This is a genomic window from Micromonospora sp. NBC_01405, from assembly GCF_045040155.1.
Taxonomy (GTDB): Bacteria; Actinomycetota; Actinomycetes; order Mycobacteriales; family Micromonosporaceae; genus Micromonospora.
On record NZ_CP109532.1, the window covers coordinates 1416561 to 1431790 of the forward strand.

A 15230-nucleotide genomic window follows, 5' to 3' on the forward strand; every position below is an offset into this window, starting at 1 on the left:
CTGCGGCGGGGGCCGGGGCCGCACGGACCCCGACCCCCGCCGGGCCAACTAAGGACCGGGCTCAGAAGCGGTACGCCGTGCCGTACTCCGGCACCAGCACCCGGGTACGGGGGGACACGGCGCGCACCGCCGCGATCAGCGCGTCGAGCCGTTCGCGGTCGGCCGGCGCGACCGTCGGCGGGTTGACCAGCGGCGTCTCGAAGTTGTCCCAGTGCACCGGCACCACGATCTTCGGGTGGTCGAGGGCGGCCATCAGCCGGGCCACGTAGTCGGCGGTGGCGGTGCTGGACTGGAGGGCGACCATCGCCACGTCCGGGGCCAGCCCGGCGAGGTCGCGCTCCACGAAGTCGCTGGCACCCATGAAGAACACCGCCGGGCCGCCGGCGATCCGCACCTGGTAGGCGAGGGTGTCGCCCTCCGGCAGGTCGGCGATCGTCTCAGGCCGGGCCGGCGGGGTCACCCGCACTCCGGGGAAGGCCATCGAGTACGACGCGTTGCGGCTGTGCAGCGAGCCGACCACCTCGACGGTGTGGTCGCCGAACTGGAGCACCTCGCCGCCCTTGACCGGGCTGAGCTGCCCGACCGGCAGCCCGTACGCCAGCCCGAGGTGGTACGCGGTGAGCGTGCCGAACACCCGGGCGCCGGTGCGCTGGGCGATCCGGGGCACGTCGTTGAAGTGGTCCCAGTGGGTGTGGGTGACCAGGATCGTGCTGGCCCGGTCGACGTACCGGTCGAGGACGTCCTCGGCGACGGTGAGCGCCGTCTCCTGGTTGAACTTCCCGGTGAACAGCCCGGTGTCGTACCGGCTCAGGTACGGGTCGACCAGCACCGTCCGGCCGCCGATGTCGATCCGCCAGCCCGAGGTGCCCCACCAGCGGAAGCTGACGGCTCCGGTGCGGCGGGGGGCGGGGGCCGGGGCGGGCGCGGCGGCCCGGGCCGGGGCTGCCGGTCCGGTGGCGGCGAGGCCGCCGACGGTGACCATGGCGGCTCCGGCGGCGGCGTCGCGCAGCAGGCGGCGGCGGTCGAGGTGGTTCTCGGGCATGGTGAATTCTCCCCGTCAGGTCGTGCGGGTGGGACCCCTCGACCTCACCACTGCGGCCCCGGCCGCGTCCAAGATCGACGGCACGCACGGCCGATACGCGATCGGGTATCGGACCAGCCCAGCACCCCTGTCCGGCGGCGACGGGCCGGGAAATCAGCCGTCGCGCAGGGCCTCGACGGCGATCCGCGCCGCCTCGCCCATGGCCAGGTCCACGTCGATGCGGCGGGTCGCCAGCCGTTCGGTGCGGGCGAACACCGCCATCGCGTACCGGCGTCCGTCGGGGTACTCGGCGACCCCGGCCTCCAGGTGCAGGCCGGGCAGGGTGCCGGTCTTGGCGCGGACCCGCACGCCGGGCGGAAAGCCGGAGGCGAGCCGGGTCCAGAAGAGCTGCCGGTCCATCAGCTCCCGGACCGTCGCGCAGGCCGGCGCCGGGCCGGCCTCGTCGCGCCAGATCAGGCCGAGCAGCCGGGTCATCTCCCGGGCGGTGCTCGACGTGGTGTGCGCGGGGTCGAGCACCCGCATGGCCCGGACCCGCTCGTCGGAGAGGGTGGGGAAGATCCGGGCGAACTCCGCCTCGGTGCGGGCCCCCACGTCGGCGAGCATCGTCTCCACCAGCTCGCGGGGCCCGCCGACGATCCGGGTGCGCGGCAGCCCCAGCTCGGCGGCGAGCATCGGCAGCACGTCCCGGCCGACCCGGCGCAGCAGCAGATCGGCGGCCGTGTTGTCGCTGACCGACATGGCGAAGTACGCCAGGTCGCGCAGCGACACCTCGGCGTCGTCGGCGCAGCCGGCCACCCCCCAGCCGCCGAGCCGGTCCGCCGCCCGGACCAGCACCCGCTCGGTCGGGTCGAGCTGCTCGACGCTGGCCTGCCGGGCGAACTCCAGCACCAGAAGGATCTTGAAGACCGACGCGATGACCACCTGCTCGTCGGCGCGCACCGCCACCTCGCGGGCCGGTCCGCCCGCCCGCCCCGGATCCGTGTTGCCGCCCACCCGCCCCGGGCCCGCGTCGACGAGGGCCCGTTCCGGGTCGTCGTCGACGTCGACCACGTGCAGGCTGGCGGCCACCCCGGCCCGGCCGAAGACGTCCGCGATCCGCTCCCCCACCGTCACCCCGGCACCGTACCGGCGGGCGAGGCCCGGGCGTCGGCCCACCGCCTGCGGCGCGCGGACGGACCGCCGTCGCGCGGGCGGGCCGTCCCGGGTGTCGCCGCCCCGTTCCCCGCCCCGCCCTCCCTGCCTGGTCGCTGGCGTAGGGTCGGCGGCCGTGGACCTGCTCCGGCACCTGCGGCACTTCGTGGTGGTCGCCCGCGAGCTGCACTTCGGCCGGGCGGCCGAGACGCTGGGCATGGCGCAGCCGCCGCTGAGCCAGTCGATCCAGCGGCTGGAGCGGGAGCTGACGGTCGAGCTGTTCGACCGGTCCCGCCGGCAGGTGCGGCTGACCACCGCCGGTCAACTCCTGCTCGGCGAGGCCGACGAGCTGCTCGCCGCCGAGCAGCGGGTGCGCAACCTGATGCGCCAGGTCCGGGCCGGGACGCTCGGGGTGCTGCGGGCCGGGGTGCCGCCGGAGACCCCGGCGGTGACGCTGCGCGAGCTGCTGGACCGGCTCGCCGCGCGGGCTCCCGGCCTGGACGTCGACCTGCACGAGCTGACCAGCGCCGAGCAGGTCCGGATGCTCGCGCAGCGGCGGCTGGACGTGGGGCTGCTGCACCACCCGGTCAGCGCCGACGGGCTGCGGTTCGGGCCGGCGGTGGCCGTACCGCTGGGGGTGGTGCTGCCCCGCGCGTCGCCGCTGGCGCGGCCCCGGGAGGTCGAGCTGGCGGCGCTGGCCGGCCTGGACCTGATCGCCGCGCCCCGGACGACGGCGCCCCAGTGGCACGACCACGTCCTGGACGTGTGCCGGCGGCACGGCTTCACGCCCCGGCGGGTGCGGCCGGCCCGGAACCCGGAGTTCCTGTTCGGGTTGGTGCTGGCCGGCGGGGCGGTGGCCGTCGAGCCGGCGGCGACGGTCCGCCGGGAGCCGCGCATCGCCTGGCGGCCGGTCGCGGGGTCGCCGCTGGTGAAGCGCACCTCGGCGGCCTGGCCGCAGCGCGCCGGCCACCCCGCCGCGCCGGTGTTCGGGGAGCTGGCCGCCGGGGTGCTGGCCGGCGCGGAGCCGACGCTGCCGACCGATCCGCTCACCCCTGCCCTGCGCCCCTGGCCGGTGCTGTTCGAACCCCGATCGGCGGATTCACCCCCGTAAAGTTCCCCGGCGCTCTCCCGGTGTTCAGGCTTCCGCCACTAACATCGCTGACCATGAATACAAAGAGCGTCACCCGCCCGCTACCCGGGCGGCTGATCACGGCGTTCGCACTGGCCGTGGCCCTGGTGACACCCGTCGTGGCGAGCACCTCCGCGTCCGCGGCGGCCTCGCTGACCGTCGCTCAGGCGCTGGCCGCCCAGGACGGCCGCGCGGCCACCGTCACCGGGTACGTCATCGGCCAGCCGACCGCGACGTCCACGGTGATCACGTCCGGCTACACGGCGGACACGGCGATCGCCATCGCCGACACCGCCGCCGAGACCAGCACGAGCAGGATGCTCTACGTCCAGGTGACCGCCGCGTACCGCAGCGGCTTCGGGCTGCTGACCAACCCGGGGCTGCGGGGCAGGCAGATCACCACCACCGGGGCGCTGACCGCGTACTTCAGCCACGGCGGGCTGAAGAACCCGACCGCGATGAGCCTCGGCGGCGACACCCCCGGCCCGACGCCCACCCCGACGCCGACCGCCACCCCCACCGCCACGCCCACCCCGACACCCAGCCCGACGGGCGGCTCCGGCCCGTACGACTCGACGTACTACGCCACCGCCATCGGCAAGACGGGCACCGCGCTGCGCAACTCGCTGCACACCATCATCAGCCCGCAGACGAAGCTCAGCTACGACCAGGTGTGGGACGCGTTGAAGGACACCGACCAGGACCCGGCGAACGCCAACAACGTGCTGCTGCTCTACACCGGCCGGTCGCAGAGCAAAACCACCAACGGCGGCGGGGTCAACGACTGGAACCGTGAGCACGTCTGGGCCAAGTCGCACGGGAACTTCGGCACCGCCACCGGGCCGGGCACCGACGTGCACCACCTGCGCCCCGAGGACGTCTCGGTCAACTCGACGCGCGGCAACAAGGACTTCGACAACGGCGGCAGCGCCGTCTCGGAGGCCGCCGGCTGTTACACCGACTCCGACTCGTTCGAGCCGCGCAACGCCGTCAAGGGCGACGTGGCTCGCATGATCATGTACATGGCGATCCGGTACGAGGGCGGCGACGGCTGGGCGAACCTGGAGATGAACAACTCCGTGTCCAACGGCAGCGCGCCGTACCTGGGCAAGCTGTCGGTGCTGCTCTCCTGGAACCAGCTCGACCCGCCGGACGCCTTCGAGAAGCGCCGCAACCAGGTCATCTACGACCGCTGGCAGGGCAACCGCAACCCGTTCATCGACCACCCGGAGTGGGCCGCCGCGATCTGGGGCTGACCCCCGCCGGCGCCACCCGCCCGTCGGGCCGCCGGAGCCGCCCGGTTGTCGCACATCACCCGCCCCGGACCGTGAGGAAGCGGCCGGAAGGGGTACGAGAACCGGGTGGCACGGCCGGACCGGTCGGCGGGCGGGAAAGCGCTCCCGCACCGGCCGGCCCCGGACGAATGGAAGAGGCGGCCGAATGGCGAACACGATTCCCGACATCACGCTCAACGACGGCAATACCATCCCGCAGCTCGGCTTCGGGGTGTTCCAGATCGAGCCGAAGGACACCGCCGAGGCGGTCGGCCGGGCCCTGGAGATCGGCTACCGGCACATCGACACCGCCGAGATGTACGGCAACGAGGCCGAGGTGGGCCAGGCGGTCCGCGCCTCCGGCCTGGACCGGGGCGAGGTCTTCGTCACCAGCAAGCTGAGCAACGGCTTCCACCGCCCGGACGACGCCCGCCGCGCGTTCGACTCCACACTGGCGGCGCTGAAGATGGACCACATCGACCTGTTCCTGATCCACTGGCCGCTGCCCACCCGCTACGACGGCGACTTCCTCTCCACCTGGAAGGTCCTGGAGGAGTTCCGGCGCGACGGCCGGGCCCGCTCCATCGGGGTGTCGAACTTCCAGGTGCCGCACCTGGAGCGGCTCGCCGCCGAGGCGGACGTGGCGCCGGCGGTCAACCAGATCGAGGTGCACCCGTACTTCGGCAACGAGGACGTGCGCGCGTACGGCAACGCGCACGACATCCGCACCGAGGCGTGGTCCCCGATCGCGCAGGGCAAGGTGCTCGACGACCCGACCCTGCTCGACATCGCCGGGCAGGTCGGCCGGACCGTGGCCCAGGTCGTGCTGCGCTGGCATGTGCAGCGCGGCGACATCGTCTTCCCCAAGTCGACCACCCCGAGCCGGATCGAGGAGAACTTCCGGATCTTCGACTTCGAGCTGGACGACGCGACGATGGCCCGGATCAGCGGCCTGGACAGGGGCGAGGCGGGCCGGCAGGGGCCGAACCCGGACACCTTCGACTACCTCCCCGACTGAGCGGACGCGTCGGGGCCCTCGTCACCGCCTCCACGGCCGGCGAGGGCCCGCTTCCGCAGCCGGCCGGGCCCTACGTGTCCGCCCCGGCGGGTTCATCGCGGTGGGGACAGCCGCTCAGGAACCGACCCGGTCGGCGAGCCGTGGAACGCGGCCTCGGTCGGCGAGCCCGGAGCGGCGACAACGGCGACGGCGGGTACGGCGTCGTGCCCTGGTAGCGGCACCGGGCTGCGGCGTGGGGGCGGCTCCGGCCGGCGGTGGTCAGTCGGTGAGCGCGATGCGCCAGTCGTTGCAGCGCATCCACCGGCCCGGCGGGTACTCGAAGTCGGTCTCGCCGAGCAGTTCGAAGCCGGCCTTGCGGCAGACGGCGTTCGACGGCGGGTTGCCCACCGAGGGGTACGCGTGGGCGTGCCGGTGGGTCCGCTCGGCGCGGGCCAGGGCCAGCGCCTCGCGCACCGCCGCGGTGGCCAGCCCGCGCCCCTGGTACGCGGGCAGGATCGCCCAGCCCATCTCGTACACCGGCTCGTCGTGCCAGACCCGTTCCCAGTAGCCGACGCTGCCGACCTTGACCCGCTCGGGCAGCACGACGGTGAACATGTTCCCGCTGCCGGGGCCGGGGCCGGCCACGTAGCGGGCGTGCCGGGCGACGACCTGCTCCTCGGTCTCCGGGCCCCCGGTGTGCTCCCGGACCTCGTGGATGTTGAGCTGGCGCAACAGGTCGAGGTCGTCCTCGGCCCACCGCTCGACCCGCACCCCCGCCGACGTCCCGCCCATGCGGCCTCCTCCGTGCTCGGTGCGCACAGTCAACCTCACAGCACCGACGACCCGGAGCGTCGGCGGGTGTCGGTACGGTCTCGGGCGTGACGGGACACGACTGGTCCGACGTACGACAGAGGCTCGGCCTCCTGGCCGCCGCCCCGGCGGTCGACGAGGTGTTCGGGGCGGGCGGGCACGGCTGGGAGCTGGAGCCGCCGCTGACCCCGGCGGAGCTGGCCGAGCTGGAGGGCCAGTTCCAGGTGCAGCTGCCGACGGAGTACCGGTCGTTCCTGCTCCAGGCGGGCCGGGGCGGCGCGGGCCCGGCGTACGGGCTGTTCCCGCCGAGCCGGGTCGACGGCCGGTGGCAGTGGGAGGGCGACGGCGCCGACATGACGACCCCGGATTCCCTGGTCCGGCCGTTCCCGCACACCGAGGCGTTCAACCAGGCGGACGACCTGCCCGAGCAGCCCGAGGAGGACGACTTCGCCTCGGCCGAGGAATACGACGCGGCCGAGGAGTCCTGGTGGGAGCGGCACGACGCGATCATGTACGACGAGGCGCACTTCGTCGGCCTGCTGTACCTGTGCCACAGGGGCTGTGCGCTGCGGGACGTCCTGGTGGTGACCGGGCCGGCCCGGGGCACGATGTGGGCCGACGGCACCGCCGAGCAGGGCGGGTTGGAGCCGCTGCTGGACGACGACGGCACGCCGCTGGGCTTCGCCGGGTGGTACCGCCGCTGGCTGGACGAGGCCGCCGAGCGCGTCGCGGGGGCGGGAACGGCCCGCCCCTGACTCCGGCGGGCGGTCGGCGGGCGGTCGCCCGATGGCGGGCCGGCGCGCGGCGGTGAGCAGGCAGCCTCTCAGCGGGCGTCGGTGACCACGTGGGAGCAGGCGGCGCAGGCGGCGGCGCCCTGCTCGGCGTACCACCGGCAGGAGCGCCGGATCGCGCAGCGCGGCAACTCCTCCTCGGTCGGCCCGGTGACCTCGCGGTACGAGTCGGCGACGCGGGCGCCGAGGCCGCAGTGGTCGCCCGTCCAGAAGCCGCAGGACGAGGTGACGCAGGGGCCGGCGAGCCGGTACCGGGACTCGACCGGCTCCGGCGACCCGGCGGCCGTGGCGAGTGCCACCTCGGCCGGGAGCTGCGGCGTTACGTAGGCGACCCGCCCCGCCGGAGTGATCATGCCGAGGAAGACGGTGGCGTTGGCCGCCGGCGTACTCGGGCACATCCGCTCCGGCGGGTCCGGACGGTGGTGGGGCTGGGTCACTTCTGGATCCAGAACCCTAGGTCGTTGATCTTCTGGCCGATCTCGTCGGCGAACGGGCCGTTGATCACCCACAGCCCGTACCACTCGGGCCGGAGCTTGATGTTGCCGTGCCCGACGGTGAGCGGGTTGGTGAGCTTGCTGCCGGCCACGCTCAGGGCGTTGAGGCCGGCCTTCTGGATCTCCCGGGAGATGAGGCTCTGCTGATCGGCGGTGAGGTCGACCCCGTCGACGACGAACCGGAACTCGCTGCGTGCCATCTGCTTTCTCTTCTCTACTGGTAGGACTCGGTGCCCAGGCCGAGCCGCAGGCTCGCCCTGGTGAAGGCCGCCCACCCGGCGCGGGAGGCAACGTCTGCGCGATGGCCGGCCCGGGCCAGCGCCCGGTTGGCGTGGTCCCGCCAGTCGGTGGTGCCCGCCGCCGCGAAGCCCCACAGCTCGCGGCACGCCACCGCGGCGAAGGCGACCTGCTCGGGTGAGCCGGTGAACGCGGCGGCCCCGTCGGTCACCCGCAGCCCGCCGCCGGGCAGCCGCCGGACGGAGGGGAAGTGGTGGTGCAGGCTGGCCTCGGTGGCCAGGTGGGCGGCGTCCCGCCGGCCGGCGGTGAAGCCGTCGGCGAGGTACTCGCCCCGCCGTACGCGCAGGGTGTGCAGGGTGAAGGCGTCGCCGGTGGCGGTCGGCTCGCCGGCCACCTCCACCGGGGCGCTCCACGACGGGGGTGAGTTGGCCGACCAGAAGGCCAGCCAGGCGCTGAGCCGGTCGTGGAGGTCGGCCTGGAAGTTGGCCGTGGCGGGGCCGACGCCGGTCACCAGGAGGCGGGCGGCGGCGATCCGGTCACGGGCGACGGGCGCACCGGCGAGCCCGGTGGACGCGGTGGACGGGGCGGCCTCGGCGGCGGTCCCGGCGACGGCGGTGAGCGCCGAGGCGGCGGCCGCGCCGACGAGGAGACGCCGACGGGAAAGGGAAGAAGGAGGAAGGGCTTTCATGGCCCGCCTTTCGGTGACGGCCTTTGCCCGGGGACTCTATCGACCTGGGTAGATCACCAGAGCGGTCGTTCTATCGGGACGACGACAGTAATCACGGGATTCGCTGGCGGCGGAAATCGCGGATCCGTGTATGCCCACGGAACCGGAGATCCAGCCGAACACACATTGATGTTGACTCATCAAATCCCTAGCATCGACACCATGCGTGTCCGTCGTGTCATCGCCGCGGCCGCCGTCGCCGCGCTGCTGAGCCTGCTCGCCGTCACCGCCGCCCAGGCGGACGACGTCCCGGCGCTGACCACCCCGGGCGCGCCCGTCGTGGTCGTCGACGAGGCCCACCGGCTCACCCTGTCGTGGACGCCCTCGACCTGGGTGGATGAGCCGGAGGGCGCGGGTCCGATCAGATACCAGGTGATGATGCCGCTGGGCCCCCACACGTACCGGGGCCTGGGTGACGTGGGCACGTCCGGCATCACGCTGACCGACCTGGCACCGGGCACCGATTACCGGATCGCGATCCAGGCGTACGCGATCGGCGGCTACTCCGTCCCCTCGGCCGTCACCGGCCTGCGCACCGCCTACGGGAAGGCGAAGGTCAGCTACCTCAACCGCGACTGGTCGCCGACGGACAACCAGGCCCAGTTCGACCTGCTGGTCACCAACACCGGTACGCAGCCGCTGAACCTCACCACCGTGCGGGTGCGGTACCACCTGCTCTTCGAGGGCGGCAACACCTCGCTGGTGACCGAGTGCGACTGGGCGGAGCTGGGCTGCGGCCGGATCCGGCACCAACTCTTCTTCTTCATCCCGCCCACGCCCCCGGGCAGTTCGCCCGGCCCGACGCCAGTGCCAACGCCGACCCGCTACCCGCTGCCGGGCACGCCGGCCCCCGGCTGGGTGGAGCTGACCTTCACCGACGGGGTGCTCGCCCCCGGCGCGTCGACCGGGCCGATCCAGCTCCGCCTCCACCGGCCCGACTGGAGCAACATCGACGAGCGCGACGACCCGAGCTGGCGGGCCGCGACCGGGGCGCGGACCGACAACAGCCGGATCACCCTCGACGTCGACGGCGTCCGCGAGTTCGGCGACCAGTACGCCAGCTGAGCCGCCACCCGCAGCCCGGCGGAAACCGCCGGTACCGGTCAGCCGGTTCGGCGGGCCGGCGGCCGTACCTCCGGCGTCTCGACCAGGCTCGCCATCGCCGTCTGGAAGTCGAGCCGGTCCATGGCGTGGGGGCGCCGGAAGAACCAGTCCGGCACCGGGCCCCGCCGTCGATCAGCGGGCGGGCAGTGGCAGGTCCTCGACGTGGCCCCATTCCAGCTCGTTGTCGCGGACCAGTGCCGCCTCACCCCAGGACACGCGGAGCAGGCCCGCGTCGGAGTTGCAGGCGAACCCGACGAGTACCACCTCGGGCCGGGCGGCGAACTGCGCCACGATCTCCCGCAGGGGCTCACGGTCGCGGGCTTCCTCGGGGCTGCGCGGCATCATCGGCAGGGGCACCTCCTCGTGGCTGGGCTCCGGCCCGAAGAGCACCAACAGGTCCCGGATCAGCCGGCTGAGGTCACGGCCGGGCCGGGCGTCCCGAATGTCCACGTCGGCGCGCTTGGCGTACCGCCACGGCAGCAGGAGTTGGTCGCGGCAGATGGTCACCCGCACCTGCGCGCCCGGAGGATGAACGTCCGTCACGTCGGGCAGCTCGCGCAGGTGCTCGTGCAGCACCTCGTACTGCTGCTTCCAGCGCACCGGCCCGAAGGCGTGGTCGGTGTCCAGTTCGGACGCCTCCCGAGCGCCTCGGGCCAGCTCGACCGCACGGTGCAGGGCAGCCGGGATCTCCCGGCGCAGGGCCACCGCGAGGGTGGGCCCGAACTTCCGCACCGACCACTCGGACGGCCCGCCAGCGATCCCCACGCCGATCACCCCCTGTGCCGAGATGGCCACGCATCGACACCGACGATCTCACACCGATCGATGCATGCGAAAGCAGCGCGACCACGCCCGCCGGAACCGCGGGCGGCGGATGGCAGCGGCACGGCGGGCGCACGGCGGGGCACGCCGAGGTCAGGGCTTGCGGGCGACCGCGCCGTAGATCGACGCCTCGGCCAGCGGCGGGCGCTCGGACTCGGGCACCTCGGCACGCCACTGCGTCACCGGGACGACGCCCGGCTCGACCAGGTCAAGGCCGTCGAAGAACCGGGCGAACTCCGCCCGGGACCGGGGGACGGCTTCCCGTTCGACCGTGCGCGCCGCCAGCTCGACGTGCATCCGCGCGACGACCTCGGCGGGCATGAGGTCGATGGTGACGTGGCTCAGCACCAGGTAGCTGCCCGACGGCAGCGCCTCGACCAGCCGGCCGACCACCTCGTACGGCCGGTCGGCGTCGGTCAGGAAGTGCGCGACCGCGACCAGGAGCAGCGCCACCGGCCGGGACAGGTCCAGCGTGCGGTGCAGCCCGTCGGCGGCCAGGATGCGCTCGGGGTCGCGCAGGTCGGCGTCCAGGTACGCCGTCGTGCCCGCGGGGGAACTGGTCAGCAGCGCCCGCGCGTGGGCCAGCACCATCGGATCGTTGTCGGCGTACAGGACCCGCGCCTCGGGGGCCACGGCCTGGGCCACCTCGTGGGTGTTGTCGGCCGTCGGGATGCCGGTGCCGATGTCGAGGAACTGCCGGACGCCGGCCTCGCCGGCCAGGTACCGCACCGCCCGCTGGAGGAAGGCCCGGTTCTCCCGGGCGAGGGTGCGGATCGCCGGGTACGCGGCTGCGATCCGGTCGCCGGACTCCCGGTCCACGGCGAAGTTGTCCTTGCCGCCGAGCCAGTAGTTGTAGCGCCGGGCGGGGTGGGGCACGCTGGTGTCGAATCGGTCGGAGAGCCGAGCGGTGTGGTCGTCCTGAGGGGTTGCGGAACCCACGGGAATCCTCATCGTTCGTGCGGCCAGGAGAGGCCCCGGCCAGCCGAAGGTTCCCGGACGGCCGGTGCCCCCACACAGCGTAGGCGTCGGATCGCCGGACCGCTGACCCGTCGATCATCGCGTGTGGACCCCTCGTGGCTTCCCGTGGCGGATCGGGGCGCGGTCAGCGCTCGCAGCCGTCGGGCAGGTGGATGCGGGCGGCAGGCACCCCGGCGGCGAGCAGCCGCAGCCGCGCGCCGGCCACCATCGCCGGCGGGCCGCAGGCGTACACCTCCTGGCCCGGACGATGGTGCCGCAGTGCGACGGTCAGGGCGTCGCCCCGCTCGTCGGGCTCGGCGTGCTCATCGTGGGAGAACGCGGGCACGACGGTCAGCCAGTCGTGGGCGGTCTGGAGCTTGTCGAGGCTGATCGGGTCGTACAGGTCGGCGAAGGCGCGGACGCCGACGACCAGGGTCACCCGCCGGCCGGCCCTGGTCGCCTGCCCCGGGGCTACCTGCTCGGCGGCGACCTGCTCGACCAGGGCGCGCAGCGGGGCGAGGCCGGTGCCCCCGGCGACGAGAAGCAGGTCGGGGGTCGAGTCGGTGGCGAGCGTGAGGCCGGCGCCCCGGGGCGGGCCGAGCCAGAGCGGCTCGCCGGGGCGTACCCGGTCGACGAGGACGCGGGAGACGACGCCGGCCGCGCGGACGTGCAGCTCGATCGTGCCGTCGGGGCGGGGCGCGTTGGCGGGTGAGTACCAGCGCCATCGGCCGGGCAGTCCGGGCACGCTGACCGGGACGGCCTGGCCGGGGCGGAACGGCAGCCGCCGCCAGGGACGTACGGTGAGAATGGCGACGCCCTCGGCGGGCCGGTCGTGGTCGAGCACCTCGACCGCCCACCAGGCCGGGCCGTCGCCGACCCGGTCGGCTGCAAGCCGGACGGCGGTCAGCGTGCGGCGGGCGGCCTGCTCCCAGGCACCGGCCAGCGCGGCCGTCCACTGTGGGTGAGCGTTGCGGGCCACCGTGGCGACCAGGGCCTCGCCGACCATCGCCTGGTGGTGCGGGCCGAGATGGCAGTCGCGCCAGGCCCGGCCGAGGACGGTCAGCAGCGCGGCCCGCCCGGCCCGGTCGTCGTCGCCGGCCGCGAGCTGGCCGAGGGCCGCCAGGAACAGCGGCGCGTCGCGTTCGGGCAGCAGGGTGGGCATCCGGTCGGCGAGTGTGCACCAGAAGTGGTCGGCGGCCCGGTCGATGCCGGCGACGGTGACCGCCCAGGAGGCGGCGAGGTCGACGCCCCTCACCGGCCGACCCCGGACGGACGTGCCTTCCCGACGGCCCTGGCTGGGCGTGACTCCCCGGCGGACCCGGTTGGGCGTGTCTCCCCGGCGAAGGCGGCGCGGGCGGCGGCGATCGCGGCCTGCGACACGTCGAGTGCCCAGAGCACCCCGGCGAGGTAGTCGACCAGCCGCCGGTGCTGCTCCTCCCCCAGCCCGAAACCCGGCCAGGCATCCGCCGTCGCACGCCCGTCGAGCGCCGCGCCGAGGGTCGCCGCCAGGTGGTCGGCGAACCGGCCCAGATCGACCCCGACCAGGTACGGCTCCAGCTCCGCGTCCGCCGCGACGAGCCGCAGCCATTGCCACACGGCCTCCCGCACGACCTCGTCCGAGTACGCCACGCTCACGCTCCCTGCTGGAAGGAGGGGCCCCTCGTCGACGGATTCGGTGGAGGGAGTGCCCCGGTTGATCGGTGGAATGGCGCCGGGGCGGGCGGGGGCAGGGACGCGTCGGGGGAGGACGTATCCCCGGAGCCAGCACCCGCCCCGGGCCATGTGAAGCAGCCTGCCGGGCGCGGCCGGTCACGCCATGACGGCGATCAACTCGGCGGCATGAACAGTGCGTATGCCGGCGAACTACTCAGGAACGGTGGCGGGAAAGCCGGGCGGCGATGCGATGGCCGGCGAAGGCGGCGGCGCCGAGCACGACGCCAGGGTCGCCGAGCGGAGCAGGTCACGCATCCGGGATGTCTGGCTTCTCCGCCACGATCATGCTAGGGGGACGACCACGGCTCTTTCGTCACCCTTGACACTGCTTCCTTCGGGGACGCGACCGGTGTTGGCGTCGGTCAGGCCGCGGCCAATGACCGCTGTCCGACTGCTCCCCACGTCCCCGTCCTGCCGGTACTCCGACCAGCGCCGGGCCGCCTCCAGCAGCGGCCCATGATGCGGCGCGGACGAGGACCGATACATGCGGTCCCACAGGCACACCAGCCCGTCGGCAAACGCGGTGACCGCCTCCGCCGGAGCGCCCGCAAACGCCAGAACGCGGGCCGCCCACGCCTCCGCCTCGGCGGGCTGGTGACCTGCCCGAATGAGGCGTACCAGCAGGAAGGCGGTGTCGACCCAGGCCGCGCCTCGGCAGGGCGCGGACCAGTCGACGAGCCGCAGCCGGTCACCGATCAGGAAGTTTCGCGGCGTCATGTCGGTGTGCAGCAGGGTGTCCCCGTCGACCAGTTCGGGGGCGATCAGCCCACGCCAACGGTCGGCGAACCGCTGCACCGGCACCGGCGGGCAGGGCGTCAGCGCGCGCGCCAGAGAGGCTAGTGACTCGGCGAGAGGGCCGAGGTCCGGCGAGCCCGGTACCAGTTCCGGATGGCGTCCGGCGGCGTACTCGAAGCCGAGCAGGAGCCAGCCGTCCCGCTCGACGGTCCAGCACAGGCGGGGCGCGGTGTCCGGCAGCCAAGGGTTGACCCGCGCCTCCTTGCGGTAGAGCCACGCAAGCGGGCCGTCCACAGGGCCACCCTTGCAGAACACCCGACCGCCGGTCGCGTCAAGCTTGGCGGCCAGGTCGCAGGAGGCTCCGGTGGGAATCGAGTATGCCGAGACGACCCGTCCGGTATGCCGCTCGATCTCCCGACGTACCCCATCGGGGAGGTCTTCCCAGTGCTGGCGACGCGGCATGCGGTGTTCTCCCGGCGGGCGAGCGGTCCCGGGCAGTCTATGCCCGGGACCCCCGGCGAGCAGGGCTATCCGGTCGGGCTGTTGTGGCAGCCGGCGTGGCACTGGTGGCACTTCGACGTGCAGTCCGGCCACGCTCCGAGCCAGAGCGGCGGGTCAACGGCGAAGCCGGAGGCGGTGATCGCGGCGACCGTCCGGGAGATCGGCGCGCCGATCGGCTCCGGCACGGACGGGCGATCTTCGTCCGGCGAGGGCTCCGGCTCGTGGTGGATGAACCTGCCGGCGACGCGCTGGCAGAAGGCGGCGTACTCGTGGGTGTGCAGGATGAAGGTATGCCAGCCGATGTCGACCAGGCGGCTCGGGCCGATCGGCTCGGCGGTGACGGCGCAGGCGCCGAGGAAGGCGAGCGCCTGGTCCAGGATCCTGACGGGTAGGTCCGCCGCCAGTTCCGGGTGGTCGCGGGCGATACGGGCGGTCAGCACGGTGAAAAGCTCATCCGGTACGAGGGTCCGGCCGGTACGGGTCCGGTCGACGGTCAGCAGCATGGTGCTCCTTCCGGGGTAGCGGAGTACACGGCCCGATCGCGAGGGCCACGCGAGCCGGGTTCCAGGTTCAGGGCGGCCGTGCCGGTGCGACATGCCACCGCGAGCGTCGTCGATATACGCGGTACGTATACCGGTCCTCCACGGAACGGATTTGAATGGATAGGCTCGACGAGGCGCTACGGACGGAGCCACCCGCGAATGGCGAGGTTTCCCGTGACACACGCGAACTGCCCCCGGTGTGGCGGCCGGCTGGCCCGTGACAA

17 protein-coding genes are annotated in these 15230 nt (G+C 73.8%); 5 read left to right on the plus strand and 12 right to left on the minus strand.

The features are described 5' to 3' along the window. Window positions 1-61: 61 nt before the first annotated feature. Both OG559_RS05525 and OG559_RS05530 read right to left on the minus strand, forming a co-directional pair. Window positions 62-1042, minus strand: coding sequence for an MBL fold metallo-hydrolase (locus OG559_RS05525; RefSeq protein ID WP_405113103.1), 981 nt, complete (start codon window positions 1040-1042; stop codon window positions 62-64). Window positions 1043-1195: 153 nt separating this feature from the next. Further along, window positions 1196-2155 (minus strand): serine hydrolase, encoded by a 960-nt coding sequence (locus tag OG559_RS05530; RefSeq protein ID WP_405113105.1) that lies wholly within the window; start codon window positions 2153-2155, stop codon window positions 1196-1198. Window positions 2156-2309: 154 nt separating this feature from the next. Here OG559_RS05530 and OG559_RS05535 point away from each other — a divergent pair, with 154 nt between their 5' ends. From OG559_RS05535 to OG559_RS05545, 3 genes are all read left to right on the plus strand, one after another. Next, on the plus strand, window positions 2310-3284 hold the full coding sequence (locus OG559_RS05535) for a LysR family transcriptional regulator (protein ID WP_405113107.1): 975 nt from the start codon (window positions 2310-2312) through the stop codon (window positions 3282-3284). Between the two features lie 53 nt (window positions 3285-3337). After that, window positions 3338-4558 (plus strand): endonuclease, encoded by a 1221-nt coding sequence (locus tag OG559_RS05540; protein ID WP_405113109.1) that lies wholly within the window; start codon window positions 3338-3340, stop codon window positions 4556-4558. Window positions 4559-4742: 184 nt separating this feature from the next. Further along, complete coding sequence (locus OG559_RS05545) at window positions 4743-5594, plus strand: aldo/keto reductase (protein ID WP_405113111.1); 852 nt, start codon at window positions 4743-4745, stop codon at window positions 5592-5594. A 258-nt stretch (window positions 5595-5852) separates the two neighbouring features. Here the strand turns inward: OG559_RS05545 and OG559_RS05550 are convergent, their stop codons facing one another. Next, complete coding sequence (locus OG559_RS05550) at window positions 5853-6365, minus strand: GNAT family N-acetyltransferase (RefSeq protein WP_405113113.1); 513 nt, start codon at window positions 6363-6365, stop codon at window positions 5853-5855. Window positions 6366-6451: 86 nt separating this feature from the next. On the opposite strand from OG559_RS05550, the gene OG559_RS05555 reads away from it, so the two are divergent. Next, window positions 6452-7138, plus strand: coding sequence for an SMI1/KNR4 family protein (locus tag OG559_RS05555; protein ID WP_405113115.1), 687 nt, complete (start codon window positions 6452-6454; stop codon window positions 7136-7138). A 68-nt stretch (window positions 7139-7206) separates the two neighbouring features. Here the strand turns inward: OG559_RS05555 and OG559_RS05560 are convergent, their stop codons facing one another. The 3 genes from OG559_RS05560 to OG559_RS05570 are packed head-to-tail and all read right to left on the minus strand — an operon-like array spanning window position 7207 to window position 8593. Next, complete coding sequence (locus OG559_RS05560; RefSeq protein WP_405113117.1) at window positions 7207-7611, minus strand: hypothetical protein; 405 nt, start codon at window positions 7609-7611, stop codon at window positions 7207-7209. Next, on the minus strand, window positions 7608-7868 hold the full coding sequence (locus tag OG559_RS05565; RefSeq protein ID WP_161687487.1) for a hypothetical protein: 261 nt from the start codon (window positions 7866-7868) through the stop codon (window positions 7608-7610). The genes OG559_RS05560 and OG559_RS05565 overlap by 4 nt, the downstream gene beginning before the upstream one ends. Window positions 7869-7882: 14 nt before the next feature. Further along, window positions 7883-8593 (minus strand): hypothetical protein, encoded by a 711-nt coding sequence (locus OG559_RS05570; protein WP_405113119.1) that lies wholly within the window; start codon window positions 8591-8593, stop codon window positions 7883-7885. A 201-nt stretch (window positions 8594-8794) separates the two neighbouring features. Between OG559_RS05570 and OG559_RS05575 the strand changes: the two genes are divergently transcribed. Then, window positions 8795-9697: a cellulose binding domain-containing protein gene (locus OG559_RS05575; RefSeq protein WP_405113121.1), complete on the plus strand. Its 903-nt coding sequence runs from the start codon at window positions 8795-8797 to the stop codon at window positions 9695-9697. A gap of 171 nt (window positions 9698-9868) precedes the next feature. On the opposite strand, the gene OG559_RS05580 is transcribed toward OG559_RS05575, so the two are convergent. The 6 genes from OG559_RS05580 to OG559_RS05605 all read right to left on the minus strand — a co-directional run bounded on the left by OG559_RS05580 (window position 9869) and on the right by OG559_RS05605 (window position 14967). Continuing rightward, window positions 9869-10501: a hypothetical protein gene (locus OG559_RS05580; RefSeq protein WP_405113123.1), complete on the minus strand. Its 633-nt coding sequence runs from the start codon at window positions 10499-10501 to the stop codon at window positions 9869-9871. 150 nt (window positions 10502-10651) lie between these two features. Beyond that, window positions 10652-11509 carry an SAM-dependent methyltransferase gene (locus tag OG559_RS05585; protein WP_405113125.1) on the minus strand — a complete coding sequence of 286 codons (858 nt, stop codon included), beginning with the start codon at window positions 11507-11509 and terminating at the stop codon, window positions 10652-10654. A 151-nt stretch (window positions 11510-11660) separates the two neighbouring features. Continuing rightward, window positions 11661-12770 (minus strand): FAD-binding oxidoreductase, encoded by a 1110-nt coding sequence (locus tag OG559_RS05590; RefSeq protein WP_405113127.1) that lies wholly within the window; start codon window positions 12768-12770, stop codon window positions 11661-11663. Further along, window positions 12767-13144: a globin gene (locus OG559_RS05595; RefSeq protein WP_405113129.1), complete on the minus strand. Its 378-nt coding sequence runs from the start codon at window positions 13142-13144 to the stop codon at window positions 12767-12769. Before OG559_RS05595 ends, OG559_RS05590 begins: the two co-directional genes overlap by 4 nt. A gap of 366 nt (window positions 13145-13510) precedes the next feature. Then, the gene (locus tag OG559_RS05600; RefSeq protein WP_405113131.1) at window positions 13511-14425 is read right to left on the minus strand and encodes a hypothetical protein; all 915 of its coding nucleotides are present in this window, start codon (window positions 14423-14425) and stop codon (window positions 13511-13513) included. Window positions 14426-14490: 65 nt separating this feature from the next. Further along, window positions 14491-14967: a glycine-rich domain-containing protein gene (locus OG559_RS05605; RefSeq protein ID WP_405113133.1), complete on the minus strand. Its 477-nt coding sequence runs from the start codon at window positions 14965-14967 to the stop codon at window positions 14491-14493. Window positions 14968-15230: the final 263 nt, after the last annotated feature.